Origin of the sequence: Sphingomonas arantia (genome assembly GCF_042682045.1) — a bacterium.
Lineage (GTDB): Bacteria > Pseudomonadota > Alphaproteobacteria > Sphingomonadales > Sphingomonadaceae > Sphingomonas_R > Sphingomonas_R arantia.
In genome coordinates, this window is sequence record NZ_JBHUGS010000004.1 from 71,337 (window position 1) to 86,611 (window position 15,275).

Sequence of the window (15,275 nt, forward strand, 5' to 3'; positions counted from 1 at the left end):
GATCAGGACGGGAGGAGCAGGTCCGGCAGTCCGGCGAGGTCCTGAAGCACGGCGGCCGGTTGCCAAGCGGGGTTGAGCGGTTCGCCCTCCCGATCGATCCAGACGGACCGGATGCCGAGTTCGTGGCAGACCTTCAGGTCGGTGAACTGGCCCATGCCGACGTGGATCGTCTCGTCCGGCGTGACGCCCATGACGGCATAAGCGTGCAGGAAGAGCCGGTGATCGGGCTTGTAGGCGCGGGCCTGCTGCGCGGTCACGACGAAATCGATGGGCGTGCCGATCGCGTCGACGGTGCCGGCGATCAGGTCGTCCGACGTGTTGCTGATGATGGCGATCCGGGTGCGTTCGCGCAGGCGGGCGAGCGCGGCCGGTACCTCCGGGTGAGGGGCGATCCGGCCCAGGGTCTGCAACAGCGTTTCGAGATCGGCAGCGGTGGTCGCGTGGCCTGCTTCGGCCAGCGCCTGGTTCAGGCTGGCGTGCAGCACGGCTTTGTAGTCGAGGAAGGCCGGTTGCCGTTGGTGGTCGACGGCCACCCCGCGCAGGCGGTCCGCGACCGTGGCGACGCGATCCTCCGGCGTGGTGGCCCCCGCGTGCCGGTCCAGGATCAGGCGGACGGCGTGGCGCACGGCACGATGCCACTGGACCAGCGTGCCGTAGCAATCGAAGGTGATGACCTTTGGGAGGCTGTCGACGGCGAGGATGGCATGGACTCCGATCGTGTGCGCCGGTCATGCCGCGGCGCGCGGGTTGCGGCAAGCCGGGGGAGCGGGACCAAAGGGCCGGTGGCCTGATCCGCCGGATGGTGGCAGGATCGTCGGCATTATCGGGGGGAACAAGCAATGACCGGGTCGATGGCCGTTCTGGCGACGGCGGCCGCATTTGTCGGTACGCATTTCGTGATGTCGCATCCGCTGCGGCGACCGCTGGTCGGCGCGCTGGGGGAGAAGGGGTTTCAGGGCGTGTATTCGCTCGTGGCGTTCGCGACGTTCGGGGCGATGGTGTGGGCGTACCGGGCGGCGGAAATCACCGCGCCGCTGTGGGCGGTCGGCGATGGGTTGTGGGCGGTGTCGAGCGCGCTGATGCTGATCGCGTCGGTCCTGCTGCTGGGGTCGCTGGTCCGCAATCCGGCGCTGGCGGGGGCGGCGGTCGACGCGGGCACGGCGGAGGCGCGCGGGGTGTTCGGCGTGACGCGGCATCCGATGATGTGGGCGTTCGCGATCTGGGGCGTCTCGCACATCCTGATCTATCCGGTGGCGAAGAACATCGTGCTGTCGGGTGCGATCATCGTGCTGGCGCTGGTCGGTGCGGCGTTGCAGGATCGCAAGAAGGCGGCGCTCGATCCGCAAGGCTGGCCGGCGTGGGAAGCGCGGACGAGCTACCTGCCGTTTGCGGCGATCCTGGCGGGGCGGGCGCGGTTCGGCGGGTTCGGGATCCATGCGCTGGGCGGTGGTCTGGTGACGTGGCTCGCCGCCACCTGGGCGCATATTCCGCTGGCGGGGTGGCCCGCGGGCATCTGGCGCTGGATCGGCTGAAAGCCAGCGGGATCGCTCGGGCGTCGATCGGTTGGACCGACGCCCGGCGGACTGGTCGTTAGTCGTTCAGCTTGTCCTGGGTGCGCGTGTCGAAGTCGCCGGCGTCGTGGCGTTCATGGAGCTGGCTCGAGGGCTCGCCCATCACACGGTTGACCATGCGGCCGCGCTGCACGGCGGGGCGGGCGGCGAGCTGATCGGTCCAGCGCTGGAGGTGGCGATAGTCCTGCACCTGGAGGAATTCGGCCGCGCTGTAGAGTTCGCCCTGTGCCAGCTGGCCGTACCAGGGCCAGATCGCCATGTCGGCGATCGTATAGTCCGGGCCGGCGATGAATTCGGTGTCCGCCAGCCGGCGGTCGAGCACGTCGAGCTGGCGCTTGGTTTCCATGGCGTAGCGGTTGATCGCATATTCGATCTTTTCCGGCGCATAGGCGTAGAAGTGGCCGAAGCCGCCGCCGACGAACGGGCCGCTGCCCATCTGCCAGAACAGCCAGGAGAGGCATTCGGCCCGCGCCGGCCCCGCCGTGGGGAGGAACGCGCCGAACTTTTCCGCGAGATACAGCAGGATCGCGCCGGATTCGAAGACGCGCACGGGTTCCGCGCCGCTATGGTCGGCGAGCGCGGGGATCTTGGAATTCGGGTTCAGTTCGACGAAGCCGCTGCCGAACTGGTCGCCTTCGCTGATGCGGATCAGCCAGGCGTCATATTCGGCGCCCGCATGGCCGGCGGCGAGCAGTTCCTCGAGCATGATCGTGACCTTGACGCCGTTCGGCGTGCCCATCGAATAGAGCTGGAGCGGATGCCTGCCGATCGGCCGCGGTTGATCACGCGTGGCGCCGGCGATCGGGCGGTTGATGCTGGCGAAGCGGCCGCCGCTTTCGGTGTCCCAGGTCCAGACGGCGGGGGGTGTGTAGGCGTTGGTCATGGTCGGTCTCCGGTGAAGGCAGAACGGGGAACGCGGGCGGCGACGGATGGGCACCAACGATGGTCCGATTGCGTGGGTGCGGAGCGCACGGTGGTCAGCGCTGTTTCTTCGACTGCGTCGCGGTGAAATCGGGGTCCTTCTTCGCCACCCAGTCGACGAATTTGCGCACCGCGGGGTGGGCCAGCAGGCCGTCCACATCCATGCCGTGCCGTTGCAGTTCGGTGTTGGTGAAGTTCGCGACGATCGTCTGCTGACAGATCGGGTGCATGGGCACGACATCGCGGCCGCCCCGGCTTTTCGGGACGGGATGGTGCCAGACGATGATCTTGCCGGTGGGCCGGCCGCAGAGCCAGCAGGGCGGGACCGGTTCGGGCGCCGCGTCCTCCAGCGACAGGTCGTCGTTGGCGGAGTGTCTCGTTTGTTTGCGGGCCATGCGTCTACCTGATTCCGTTCTGGACACCGCCTAGCATGGCCGGGCGGCGGCATCACGCCCGTCGACGCGGCGTCGATGGCGCGCGGGCCTGCGGATCAGCGTGGCGTGGCGGCGTCCGGCAACCTGTCGCCGGCGAAATCCTTGAGCAGCACGCCGGTCCGGCCGGCATCGCGGGCGGCGCGGCAGAGCGTGGCGATCTCGTCCGCGGCCTCGGCATAGTCAAGTCCGTTGGGCGGGTGGATGTTCGAGACGCAGTTGCGTTCGTTGTCGCGACGGCCACGCGCGGGGGCCCAGGTGATGTAGGCGCCGACGCTTTCGGCCGAACTGAGCCCCGGACGCTCGCCGATCAGCACGACGACGATCTTCGCGCGCAAGGCGGCGCCGATCTCGTCGCCGATCGCGACGCGCGCCTGGCGCGCCACGACGATCGGTGCGACGGTCCAGTGGGGCAGCCGTTCGAGCAGCGCCGCGATCAGGGCGCAGGCGTGGCGTTCGACCGCGACCGCGGACAGGCCGTCCGCGACGACGATGGCGAGGTCGGGCTCGCCCGCGGGCAGCAGTGCTGCGTCGTCGGGGTGGAGCCGGCGGCCAAGGTCTGGGCGGTGGAGGTAGCAGGTCCGATCCGCCGCGCGGCTGCGCACGTCGATGACGGCGTGGCCGGCGACGGCGATCGCACCGATCGGCAGCGCGGCGTGGACCGCATCGCGCGCGCGGGCATGGGCGAGCTGGAAATCGAGCATCGGCCGGGTCGGCAGCGCGACGCCGACCCGGCCGAGACCGACGCGCGCGATCGTCAGCGAGCGGAGCCGGGCGGCAAGATCGAGCGGGGCGGGGAGATCAGCCAAGAAGCGCCATCAGGGCGGGCACGCCGTGGTCGCCGAGTGCTGCGCCGCCGGGTTCGCGCAGGCGACCGGCCGGGTCGGTCAGCCCGATCGTGGCGAGCCAGGCCTCGAACTCCGGCGCGGGCCTGAGCCCCAGCACCTGCCGCGCGTAGAGTGCGTCGTGGAAGCTGGTCGATTGATAGCCGAGCATGATGTCGTCCGCGCCCGGAACGCCCATGATGAAACTGACGCCCGCGACGCCAAGCATCGTCAGCGCCGTGTCCATGTCGTCCTGATCCGCCTCGGCATGGTTGGTGTGGCAGATGTCGAGCCCCATCGGCAGGCCCATGAGCTTGCCGCAGAAATGATCCTCCAGCGCGGCGCGCAGGATCTGCTTGCCGTCGTAGAGATATTCGGGGTCGATGAAGCCGACCACCGAATTGACGAGCAGCGGCCGGTATGCGCGGGCGACCGCATAGGCGCGGCATTCGAGTGTCTGCTGATCGACCCCGTGATGCGCGTCGGCGGACAGGCAGGAACCCTGGCCGGTTTCGAAATACATCACGTCGTGACCGATCGTACCGCGGGCCAGGCCGAGCGTCGCGTCCTGCGCCTCGTGCAGCAGCGCCAGGTCGATCCCGAAGCTGCGGTTGGTGGCTTCGGTGCCGGCGATCGACTGGAAACACAGGTCGACGGGCGCGCCGCGGCGGACGAGTTCGATCGTGTTGGTGACATGCGTCAGCACGCAGGACTGCGTCGGGATGGCGAGCCCGTCGCGGATCTCGTCGATCATCGCGAGCAGCGTGGCGACGCGCGCGACGGCGTCGCCGGCCGGGTTGATGCCGATGACCGCATCGCCGGCCCCCATCAGCAGCCCGTCGAGGATCGACGCGGCGATCCCGGTCGGGTCGTCGGTCGGGTGATTGGGCTGAAGCCGGACGGAGAGCCGGCCGGTCAACCCGATCGTGTCGCGGAAGGCGGTGACGACCTGGATCTTGCGCGCGACCGCGACGAGATCCTGGTTGCGCATCAGTTTCGACACCGCCGCCGCCATTTCGGGCGTGATGCCGCGCGCGCACGCCGCGATCGCCGCGCCGTCGGTCGTGTCGGCGAGCAGCCATTCGCGCAGCGCGCCGACCGTCATCGACGCGAGCGGCGCGAAGGCGGCGGTGTCGTGCGTGTCAACGATCAGCCGGGTGACCTCGTCCGTTTCGTAGGGGATGATCGGTTCGGCGAGGAAGGTGGTCAGCGGCAGATCGGCGAGCAGCCAACGCGCGGCGACGCGTTGTTCCGCGCTGTCGGCCGCGACGCCGGCCAGCGTATCGCCCGACCGCAGCGGGGTCGCGGCGGCGAGGACATGCTCCAGCCCGTCGAAACGGTGCCGCGTGCCGGCGAGATCGATGTGGCGTGCGGACATGGGTGGCCTCGCGGTTTCAGCGATCCTGACCGATGTCGCGCGGGATGGCCAGTGCGGACGATGCCGGCGCCTGCGGGGGGCGTTCGGGCGAAATCTGCCCCGTCTGGTAAAGTCTGGCAGGGTCCCCTAGACCGGCGCGCGATGGACGAGACAGCGGAATCGATGCACGTGCGGTTGCGCCGTGGGCCCGGCCATATGCGGGCGCTGTTCGCGCGGCGCTGGGTGCGGGTGCTGGCGGTGCTGGCGCTGCTGGCGGGCGTGGCGGTGGGCGGGTTCTGGATGGTGTTCGCGCGCGACCTGCCGTCGGCGGAGCGCCTGCTGGCGTATGAGCCGGCGCTGCCGACCAATGTGCGCGATATCAACGGGCAGCCGGTCTATGCGTTCATGCGCGAGCGGCGGGTCGAGCTGTCGTTCGACGAGTTTCCCAAGGTGCTGGTCGGCGCGTTCCTGTCCGCCGAGGACAAGACGTTCTTCGACCATGGCGGGATCGACTATCTGGCGTTCGGCAACGGCGTGTTCGAATATCTGACCAAGATGGGGTCGGGCGAACGCGCGCGGGGCGGATCGACGATCACGCAGCAACTGGCCAAGATCCTGCTGGTCGGGGACGAATATTCGCCGGCGCGCAAGATCCGCGAGGCCATCCTGGCGCGGCGGATCGAGGCGGCGCTGACCAAGCAGCAGATCCTGGAGCTGTACCTCAACCAGATCTTCCTGGGGCGGAACGCTTACGGTGTGCAGTCCGCGGCGCGCGCCTATTTCGACAAGGATGTCGGGCAGCTAACCCTGCCGGAGGCCGCGTATCTGGCGGTGTTGCCCAAGGCGCCGTCGACGCTGACGCCCGAACGCCATGCGGACCGGGCGATGGCGCGGCGCGGCTATGTGCTGCGCCAGATGGAGGCGAACGGCTATATCACCGCGGCGCAGCGGGCGGAGGCGGATGCCGCGCCGCTCGGCACGGTGGCCAAGGCACGCCCGCCGAAGCGTCCGGCGGGTGGATATTTCCTGGAGGATGTGCGCCGCGAACTGATCGCCAAATATGGCGAGAAGTCCGACCGCGGGCCGTACAGCGTCTATGACGGCGGGCTGTGGGTGCGGACCTCGCTCGACCCGAAGGTGCAGAAGGCGGCGGAGGACGCGCTGCGTGACGGGCTGATGCGGTACGACGCCGGGCGCGGGTGGCGCGGGGCGATCGCGACGATCGACGCGAGCGAGCTGGGCGCGGGCGGCGCGTGGCGGACCGGGCTGGTGCGCGCGAATGTCGGCGTCGGGTATGACGACTGGCGCGCGGCGGTGGTGCTGGACAAGGCGGGCAGCGCAGCGACGATCGGGTTCACCGATGGATCGACCGGCACGTTGCCGGCGTGGGGTGCGGCCATGCCGCGCCGCGGGATCGGCGGCACGGCGTTCCGGTACATGAAGGCGGGCGACATCATCGCGGTGAAGCGCCAGGGCGGCGACTGGGTGTTGCGCAACATCCCCGAAGTGTCGGGCGCGATGGTGGCGGAGGACCCGCATACCGGCCGCGTGCTGGCGATGCAGGGCGGGTTCGACGAACGCGGCAATGATTTCAACCGCGCGACGCAGGCGATGCGGCAGCCGGGATCGAGCTTCAAGCCGTTCGTCTATGCCAGCGCGCTGGACGCGGGGATGACGCCGGCGACGATGATCATGGATGCGCCGTTCTGCGTGTACCAGTCCGCGCGGCTGGGGCGGAAATGCTTCGTCAATTTCGGTGGCGCGCGCGGGGCGGGCCTCCAGACGATGCGCTGGGGCGTGGAGCAGTCGCGCAACCTGATGACGGTGCGTGCGGCATCGCAGACCGGCATGAACAAGATCGTGGCGACCGCCAAGGCGATGGATATCGGGACCTATCCGGCGGTGCTGGCGATCTCGCTGGGCGCGGGCGATACGACGGTGGCCAAGCTGACCAATGCCTATGCGATGCTGGCTAACCAGGGGCGGTCGTTGAAGCCGACGCTGATCGACCTGATCCAGGACCGGCACGGCAAGACGATCTTCCGCGCCGACATGCGGCCGTGCGAGCGGTGCAACATGAAGGACTGGGACGGCAAGCCGATGCCGCGCCCGCGGATACGGACCAAGCAGGCGATGGACGCGATGACCGCGTACCAGACGGTGCATATCCTGGAAGGCGTGGTGCAGCGCGGGACCGCGACGACGCTGCGCGACCTGAACCGCCCGCTGTTCGGCAAGACGGGGACGTCGACCGGGCCGACCAACGTGTGGTTCGTGGGCGGATCGCAGGATCTGGTCGCGGGCGTGTACATGGGCTTCGACAAGCCGCGGCCGATGGGCGGTTACGCGCAGGGCGGGACGCTGGCGGCGCCGATTTTCAAGCAGTTCGCGAAGGTGGCGATGGCGGACATGCCGGTCGTGCCGTTCAAGGCGCCGCCGGGGATCCGGATGGTGCGGATCGACCGCAGGTCCGGGCGCAAGGTTTACGGCACGTGGCCGACGAACGATCCGCTGGCGCCGGTGATCTGGGAAGCGTTCAAGCCGGAAAGCGAACCGCGGCGGTCGATCCGGCGGTCCTCGCTGGCGGCGCGCGGTCGGCCGAAGGACCCGGTGGCGGCGGAGGCGGAAGCCGCAACCGCGCGGCGGGCGCAGCGCGCGAAGGATGCCGACTTCATGGAGCGGCAGGGCGGGATTTACTGAGGGTCCGCTCGTCGGGTTGATCGGGAACTGCGCGCGGTTCTCGACAGGCTCGAACTGAACGGGGTTGGGGGTTTTGGCCTAGACTAAAGGCTTGGGGCTCGCACCTAGCCTTAGCGCGTCGGAGGTGAGCGGTGAGGCACGGTCGGCTTCTCGGCTTCGCTCGAACGGGCCCTCGACTTCGCTCGGGATGGGCGGGGGTTGGGGGCAGCTTCTTGGATGACGCGGGGCTTTACCTCCCCCCGTTCGGTTCGAGCTTGTCGAGAACTGCGCGAGTTCTCGACAGGCTCGAACCGAACGGATTTGGGGGGCGCCGACCGCGCGGTTACTCGTAGTCGACCTTCCAGCGGTCGATCTGGAGGTGGCCGAAGCCGGCCATGGGTTCGGCGCCGATCGCGATGCCGGTGAACCATTCGGTGCCGGTGACGAGCTTCTGCGCCTTCAGCCAGCGGAGCGCGGCGAGGATGTCGAGCGTGCCCTTGGCGACCGGGGCGTTGTCCGTGGGCAGGAACAGGACGTATTTCTCGTTGAGCGATGCTTTCCATTCGCGCCCGGCGGCGTCGCGGTACTGGCCGATCGGCTTGCCGCCGTCGGCGAAGGCGATCGTGCGGGGCGGGGCGGAGAGGAGGAAGCCGATTTCGAGCAGCTTGGATTCGCTGTCGGCCGGATCGGAGCGCAGGTAGAATTCGGTGAGGACGTTGGCGCGGCCCAGACCGGTGCTGGTCCAGGCGAAATCGTGGCGCAGCGTGCGGATGCGGTCGATCTGGCGCGGGGGCACGGGCGTTTCGGGCGGGCCGCCGTCGTAATTGCCGTAGGCGATGAAGTCATAGGCCCAGACGCCGGCACCGCGCGGCGCGTGCGGCGGCCAGCGCCAGTGCATCGCGGTGTTGTTCGGGAAGCGCGCGGGGTCGATCCGCATCGTGTCGGCGTAGGTCGCCCAGTAGCGGTAGAGCGGGTCCGCATCGCCGCCCCAGGGCTGGGCATAGGCGGTGTAGGGCCCCTTGTGGAAATTGGTGCGCGCGGCGACCACCAGGCGGTCGCCGCCCCAGGCCGGGTAGCGCGCGAAGACGAAGAGCAGGGCGAGGACGGCGAGCAGGCCGATGCCGAGACGGCGGATGACGGTCACGCGATGTCCTTGTCGAAGAGGGGCGCGGGGTGCGGTGACGTGTCTAGGGGGATCGGCGCGGGCGGACAATGCGGGTGTGGTGGGGGGTGGGGAGTGGCGATGGGGCCGGATCCATCCTCCGTTCGGTTCGAGCTTGTCGAGAACTGCGCCGGGTTCTCGACAGGCTCGAACCGAACGGAGGGGGGGTAATCGAACCGAACGGAGGGTGGTAACCGAATCGAACGGGGGTTGAGGCTCGAACCGAACGGAGGTTGGTGGTCGAGCCGAACGGGGTTTGGCGGCGGCGGCCTTGTCAGAACAGGCCGGGGACCTCGCGTTGGGCGGTGTCGGGCTTGGCGGGGATCAGGAGTTCGCGGTCGGTGGCGAGGCTGCGGGAGCCGATGCCGCTGGCGGTCGTGGCGGTGATGCGGGTGCAGGGGCGGCCGGCGAGGAAGTCGAGCGCGCGGGCGGTGCTCGATTCGCGGGGGTCGCCCATCGGGAAGCTTATGTCGTCGTTGGCGGCGCAGCTGGCCTCGACCGTGGTGGCGAGGCCGTCGAAATAGGCGGCGGAGCGCGCGCTGTTCTGGACCGCGATGGCGACCACGCGGAGCCGATCGTCGCAGGCCGGGCGATCGAGCGCGATCTGGCCGACGGGCTTGCCGTAGGTGTTGCTGCCGATCAGCGCGGCGCGGTTGCGCAGGTAGGGCGTGTAGGCGTTGATGACGAGTTCGCTGGCCGACGCGGTGCCGCCAGTGCCGATGAACGCGACGCGCGTCGGGGCGACCGATTCGGCGACGGTGCGGAAATAGCGGACGGTGTCGTTGGTCGCCTTTTCCGGGCGGAAGGAGGTGTAGCCCTGCACGTCGGTGGCGGCGCGGTCGCGGCCGAGCAGATCGACGAGGTTTTCGGCGACCGAGATGAGCCCGCCGCCATTGTAGCGCATGTCGACGATGATGTCGGTGATGCCCTGTGCCCGGAAGTTGGCGAAGGCGGTGCGGAGCGCGGGATCGGCGCTGGAAATAAAGGTGCGCAGGTTGACGTAGCCGACGCGGCGATCGCCGTCGGTGAGGATTTTTGCGCCGTAGCGGCTGGACACGGGTGCGATGTCATATTCCGTCTTGGTCAGCGTGACGAGGCGCGTTCCGGCCGGGCCAGTGACCTGGAGCGTGCGGACGAGGCCGGGCGTGTTCGGCCCGAGCGCGACGCCGATCGGATCGGCCCCGCCGAAGTTGTAATATTCGCGGACCGGGCGGAGCGGCGTATCGCCAGACCCGATGGCAAGGATTTCGTCGCCGCGTTCGATGCCGCCGCCGGCCGCCGGCGTGCCTTCGAAGGTTTCGGCGATGAACAGGCGGCGCGCGGCGGTATCGCCCGACAGGCGGAAGCCGAACCCGGCGCTGGACCCGGTGGCGTAGAACGCGTCCTCGCCCCGGATCGAGGTGAGGTAGGTGAAATAGCGGTCGCGGCGCTGGCCGCGCGCGGTGGCGGTGAGCGCGTCGACATAGGTATCGACCGAGCTGTAGGGCGTGGGATCGAGGCTGGCCGGCAACGTTTCGGGGAACAGATACCATTCGCGCAGCTGCGCGGCGGCCCAGTCCTGCCGTTCGCGCAGCGAGCAGCCGGTGGAGGCGACCGGGGTCGGGGTGGGCGTGGCCGTCGGGGTCGGTGTCGGGGTGGGAGTCGTGCCGCCGGTGACGGGTGCGCTGCCGCCACCGCCGCCACCGCATGCGGACAGCAGCGCCGCAACAGACAACAGGACACCCGAACGCCGATACCGCATGACAAACCCCCCCGGAATATTGCGGTGATCCTAATATGTTCCGGGCAATACGCCAGCGCCAAAGCGGGCGCGCGACGTCGCGGGTTGCGGAAGGCCGGGCATGTCCCCTATTTGCTGTCGATTACGCGGCGGCCTTAGTGGGGCCGCCGCGACCGTACCGGAGAATTGTCATGCGCGCCGAAGCGCAAGCCCACGCCGACCAGATCAATGCCGCATTGGCGTTGTTGCGCCGTTTCCTCGACTGGGATCGGGCGCTGCGGCGGCTGGAGGAGCTGAACAACCGCGTCGAGGACCCGACGCTGTGGAACGACCCGAAGGCCGCGCAGGAGGTGATGCGCGAACGCCGGCGGCTGGACGAGGCCGTCAACGCGACGCGCGCGATCGAGGGTGAGCTGGCCGATACGAGCGAGCTGATCGAGATGGCGGAGGCCGAGGGCGACGGCGCGATGGTCGACGACGGCGTCGCGAGCCTGGCCGCGCTGGCCGAGCGCGCCGAGCGCGACAAGGTCACCGCGCTGCTGGCGGGCGAGGCGGATGCCAACAACAGCTATATCGAGGTGAACGCCGGCGCGGGCGGGACCGAGAGCCAGGACTGGGCGGGGATGCTGAGCCGCATGTACACGCGCTGGGCCGAGCGGCGGGGCCTGAAGGTCGAGCTGATCGACCATCATGCGGGCGAGCAGGCGGGGATCAAGTCCGCGACGATCCTGGTGAAGGGCGAGAATGCCTATGGCTACGCCAAGACCGAGAGCGGCGTGCACCGGCTGGTGCGGATCAGCCCCTATGACAGCGCGGCGCGGCGCCACACGAGCTTCGCCAGCGTCTGGGTGTATCCGGAAGTCGACGACGACATCGATATCGAGGTGTTGGACAAGGACCTGAAGATCGACACGTACCGCGCGTCGGGCTCGGGCGGACAGCACGTCAACACGACCGATTCCGCGGTGCGGATCACCCATATCCCGACCGGGATCATCGTGGCGTGCCAGAACCAGCGGTCGCAGCACAAGAACAAGGCCGAGGCGCTGAAGCAGCTGAAGGCGCGGATGTACGAGCGCGAGCTGGCGATCCGCGAGGCGGCGGCCGACGAGGGCTATGCCGCCAAGACGGAGATCGGCTGGGGCCACCAGATCCGGTCCTATGTGCTGCAACCCTATCAGCTGGTGAAGGACCTGCGCACCGGCGTGACGTCGACCGCGCCGGGCGACGTGCTGGACGGTGATCTCGACAAGTTCATGGCGGCGGCCCTGTCGCAGCGCGTGACGGGCGAGGAAGTGGACGTGGAGGACGTGGAGTGATGCGGACGACCGCGAGCCTGGGCCTGTTGCTGATGGTCGCGGCATGCGGTGCGGCGAGCCCGCCGGCCGCGGGCGACACGAAGGTGAAACCGTCCGAATTCCCGACCGCGCACCGCCCGGTGGCGGCGATTGTATCCGACCGCTGGTCGAACGAGGAGGAGCGCGACCGGCTGCGCGAGGCGGGGACGGTCATGGACTATAGCGGCGTGCGCAAGGGCATGACGGTCGCCGATATCGGCGCGGGCGAGGGATATTACACGATCCGCCTGGCGCAGCGCGTGGGCCCCGACGGGCGCGTGCTGGCCGAGGATATCCTGCCCGCGGTGCGCGACAAGCTGGCCGAACGCGTGACGCGCGAGGCGCTGGACATGGTGAGCGTGAAGCTGGGCACGCCGGCCGATCCGAAGCTGCCCGAGAACAGTTTCGACCGGGTGTTCCTGGTCCATATGTATCACGAGATCGCGTCGCCCTATGAATTCCTGTGGCATTTGCGGCCTTCGCTGCGCGCCGGGGGGCGCGTGGTGGTGGTCGATGCCGACCGCCCGACGCAGAACCACGGGACGCCGCCGGCGCTGCTCGACTGCGAATTCGCGGCGGTGGGCTATGTCCGGGTGGAACGCCGCGCGATGCCGTCGGCGGGCGGGTACCTCGCGATGTACGAGGCGCGCGGGGCGCGACCGGAGCCGGGGGCGATCAAGGCCTGCGGGGGGTGAGCTTGGTGGTGACGGTCGGGGACCGGCACCGCTGACTGCATCGTCAGTCTGAGAAAGAACAGGAGCGGGCACGCCGGTCGTTTCCGCCGTGGCCTGTCGTGTCAGCGGAGCGCACCATTGGGCGTGGTGCCGTTACCTGAATGTTGCGCCGATCGGTCACTGCGAACCATCCTGAGCGCCCGTCTGCTACACCGCTTCTTTTGGATTCGGGTCGCGAGCGGCTCGATCGACTAATTCAAATCAATAAACTTAAGTATATAAATTATGCAACCACGGGCGTCGGGGAATGTCTTGTTGTCCACAGAACTGACGCATAGAGTGTCTATTCGAGAGCAATAGACCTCAAATAGAGTCCGCCTTATGGAAAGCTCTGCCGTTCTCCCTCCCGAATTCGACGCAGGGCATTACCGCGGTCGGTACGAGGACCTGCGCGCGCTGGACGATGCCCAGGCCGCCTCGCATTTCGCCGTGATCGGTCACAAGGAGGGACGCGAAGGATCGCCGTTGTCGTTCCGCGAAACGTTCCTGGCGGAGATCGTTCAGCGCGACGAGGGGGACATATTGGAGATCGGGCCATATTACAGCCCGGTCGTGACGGGTCCGAACGTGGCCTATCTCGACGTTCTGGATGCGGACGAATTGCGCGCGCGTGCGATCGAACAGGGGCATGACCTGGCCAAGGCCCCAGCGAAGATCGATTTCGTCGGTGATATATCGACCGTCGACCGGTCGTTTGCCGCCGTGGTCAGTTGCCATGCGATCGAACATCAGCCGGATCTGGTCCGCCATTTGAATACGGTCGCGAAGATCCTGGAGCCGGGCGGCCGTTATTATCTGATGGTTCCGGACCATCGCTATTGTTTCGACGCGCTGATCCCGGGGAGCACGATCGCCGGCGTGTTGCAGGCGCATCGCGAGGGGCGGACGCGCCATACGTTGCAGAATGTCATCGAGCATCGCGCGCTGACCACGCACAACAACCCGGCCCTGCACTGGCAGGGTCTGTCCGGGGAATCCAAGCCGGCGAACCAGGAAACGCGGATCCTGGCCGCGATCGCGGAGTATGACCGGGCGGACGGCGGCTATGTCGACGTCCATGCGTGGTATTTCACGCCGACGTCGTTCCGGAACATCACCGATGCGTTGTTCCAGATGGGGCTGTCGGAACTCAAGCCGGTGCGGATCTTCAACACGCCGATGGGCCGGTTCGAATTTTGTGCGATCCTCGAGAAGCCGCGCGAGGAGCCAGCTTCCACGCCGATGTAGTGTTGCGGCGGCCGTCACATTGACCGGCACGGCTTGCATTTTGCGCAGGATGAAGCCGACGGACAGCGGCGCTGGCACGATCCAGCGCGCGCTGAACGGGGTTGGGTCGCGGGTCACGTGCGTGGGTGTACGGAGCTGTGCCACGAGGCATTGGTTGAGATAGTTTGACCGGAACTGAGGTCGGTTCGGACTTCCGCAGGGTCATTGGCAGGGTTCGGCCGTTGCGCTGGACCTGGCAGGACGCGGAAGTCTTGAGGGGGGGGCAGCTCTTGAAGCGGCGGCCGGAGGTGGTGGCGATCACGGCTTGCGCGGGCTGACGGCGAAATTCAGATGTCAGGGGATCGGTTCGCAGGCGATCCCGTCGCGGTCGCCGTCCAGGCCTTCGCGGTAGCCGGGTTCACCGCGGTAGAGCGGTGCCGTACCGGCGGCGCGTGGCCCGTTGCAGCCGGCCCAATGGTCGCCGGGCTGGGGTGGTCTCTGCCGGACGGTCACGCTTGCGACGGCAAGCCGGCGGATCGGGGTGGCGGCGTCCGCATCGGCCGGCGCGGACGGGAGCGAGGCGTAGCCGATGGCTCCACCGACGATGGACGCCGCGGCCAGGACCGCAAATGTCGGGAGTTTGGATGTGGCCACGGGTCGGGCCTAGCCGGCCCGCATCAAGAACGGGTTAAGCGCGCGGTCTGTGATCCGGGTCGCGGCCAGGTCATCGCGCAGATCCGTTGTTGAACGGGTCTGCGTAGTCCGGCTCAGTTCGGGGTGGCCATCAGGATGACGGTGTCGGCGTAGGCCGGGTTGTCGGCGTCGAACTGCGGATGGCGGGTGAAGGGGAAGGACGTCAGCGCCAGGTCGGTCAGGCCGGAGAGGCGGAATGCGCCGAGCTTGATCAGTTTGGGCTTCGCGCCGTCGCGTTCGAGCACGACCGCGTCGAGGATCGGATCGTCGTGGCGGGTGTACAGGACGTGCGGCGCGATGCGGATCGACGTCTTGTTGTAGGTGGCCTGCAGGCACAGCTTGCGCGCGATCGCGGTGGTGACGACCGGCGGGACCGGGGTGACCACGTCGGCGGGAACGACGGCCGCGGCAGGCGCGCGGAGAACGAGGCGGGGCTTTTCCATATCGGTTGCCTTTACGGCAGGCGGGGCGGCGTTGCACGCGGAAAGGGTGGGGTGGCGCGCCGTTGGGGTTCTTCGGTTTTGCTTGGTGGGGCAGGCTCCCTCCACCCATCGGGGTAGAGGTGGGGAGGGGGGTGTGGCTTGGTTGGGCTTTGCCAACAGGCGTTGCTCCCCTCTCCCAACCCTCTCCCCGGAGGGGA

At 68.5% G+C, this 15,275-nt stretch carries 14 protein-coding genes; 5 read left to right on the top strand and 9 right to left on the bottom strand.

The features are described from left to right. Window positions 1-2 precede the first annotated feature (2 nt). Entirely contained in the window at window positions 3-716 is a 714-nt protein-coding gene (locus ACFSGX_RS14315) for an HAD family hydrolase (RefSeq protein ID WP_380931155.1), read from the bottom strand. 123 nt (window positions 717-839) lie between these two features. Between ACFSGX_RS14315 and ACFSGX_RS14320 the strand changes: the two genes are divergently transcribed. Continuing rightward, a complete protein-coding gene (locus ACFSGX_RS14320; protein WP_380930929.1) occupies window positions 840-1,532 on the top strand; it encodes an NnrU family protein in 693 nt (230 codons plus the stop codon). Between the two features lie 58 nt (window positions 1,533-1,590). Here the strand turns inward: ACFSGX_RS14320 and yghU are convergent, their stop codons facing one another. From yghU to ACFSGX_RS14340, 4 genes are all read right to left on the bottom strand, one after another. Further along, a complete protein-coding gene (yghU, locus tag ACFSGX_RS14325; protein ID WP_380930930.1) occupies window positions 1,591-2,454 on the bottom strand; it encodes a glutathione-dependent disulfide-bond oxidoreductase in 864 nt (287 codons plus the stop codon). A gap of 94 nt (window positions 2,455-2,548) precedes the next feature. Further along, a complete protein-coding gene (locus tag ACFSGX_RS14330) occupies window positions 2,549-2,887 on the bottom strand; it encodes a hypothetical protein (protein WP_380930931.1) in 339 nt (112 codons plus the stop codon). A gap of 95 nt (window positions 2,888-2,982) precedes the next feature. Then, window positions 2,983-3,732, bottom strand: coding sequence for an ethanolamine ammonia-lyase subunit EutC (eutC, locus tag ACFSGX_RS14335; RefSeq protein ID WP_380930933.1), 750 nt, complete (start codon window positions 3,730-3,732; stop codon window positions 2,983-2,985). Further along, window positions 3,725-5,125, bottom strand: coding sequence for an ethanolamine ammonia-lyase subunit EutB (locus ACFSGX_RS14340; protein WP_380930935.1), 1,401 nt, complete (start codon window positions 5,123-5,125; stop codon window positions 3,725-3,727). Before ACFSGX_RS14340 ends, eutC begins: the two co-directional genes overlap by 8 nt. Window positions 5,126-5,266: 141 nt before the next feature. Here ACFSGX_RS14340 and ACFSGX_RS14345 point away from each other — a divergent pair, with 141 nt between their 5' ends. Then, on the top strand, window positions 5,267-7,804 hold the full coding sequence (locus ACFSGX_RS14345; RefSeq protein WP_380930937.1) for a penicillin-binding protein 1A: 2,538 nt from the start codon (window positions 5,267-5,269) through the stop codon (window positions 7,802-7,804). Window positions 7,805-8,126: 322 nt separating this feature from the next. On the opposite strand, the gene ACFSGX_RS14350 is transcribed toward ACFSGX_RS14345, so the two are convergent. Then, window positions 8,127-8,927, bottom strand: a complete 801-nt coding sequence (locus tag ACFSGX_RS14350; RefSeq protein WP_380930939.1) for a hypothetical protein — start codon at window positions 8,925-8,927, stop codon at window positions 8,127-8,129. A 292-nt stretch (window positions 8,928-9,219) separates the two neighbouring features. After that, window positions 9,220-10,686 (bottom strand): S41 family peptidase, encoded by a 1,467-nt coding sequence (locus ACFSGX_RS14355; protein ID WP_380930941.1) that lies wholly within the window; start codon window positions 10,684-10,686, stop codon window positions 9,220-9,222. Window positions 10,687-10,856: 170 nt separating this feature from the next. Between ACFSGX_RS14355 and prfB the strand changes: the two genes are divergently transcribed. From prfB to ACFSGX_RS14370, 3 genes are all read left to right on the top strand, one after another. Next, window positions 10,857-11,984, top strand: a complete 1,128-nt coding sequence (gene prfB, locus ACFSGX_RS14360; RefSeq protein WP_157177089.1) for a peptide chain release factor 2 — start codon at window positions 10,857-10,859, stop codon at window positions 11,982-11,984. Continuing rightward, entirely contained in the window at window positions 11,984-12,697 is a 714-nt protein-coding gene (locus ACFSGX_RS14365; protein ID WP_380930943.1) for a class I SAM-dependent methyltransferase, read from the top strand. Before prfB ends, ACFSGX_RS14365 begins: the two co-directional genes overlap by 1 nt. Before the next feature lie 360 nt (window positions 12,698-13,057). Continuing rightward, window positions 13,058-13,963 (top strand): class I SAM-dependent methyltransferase, encoded by a 906-nt coding sequence (locus tag ACFSGX_RS14370; RefSeq protein WP_380930945.1) that lies wholly within the window; start codon window positions 13,058-13,060, stop codon window positions 13,961-13,963. 333 nt (window positions 13,964-14,296) lie between these two features. Here ACFSGX_RS14370 and ACFSGX_RS14375 read toward each other — a convergent pair whose 3' ends face one another. After that, complete coding sequence (locus ACFSGX_RS14375) at window positions 14,297-14,596, bottom strand: excalibur calcium-binding domain-containing protein (protein WP_380930947.1); 300 nt, start codon at window positions 14,594-14,596, stop codon at window positions 14,297-14,299. 113 nt (window positions 14,597-14,709) lie between these two features. Beyond that, window positions 14,710-15,078, bottom strand: a complete 369-nt coding sequence (locus tag ACFSGX_RS14380) for a hypothetical protein (protein ID WP_380930949.1) — start codon at window positions 15,076-15,078, stop codon at window positions 14,710-14,712. Between the last annotated feature and the right edge of the window lie 197 nt (window positions 15,079-15,275).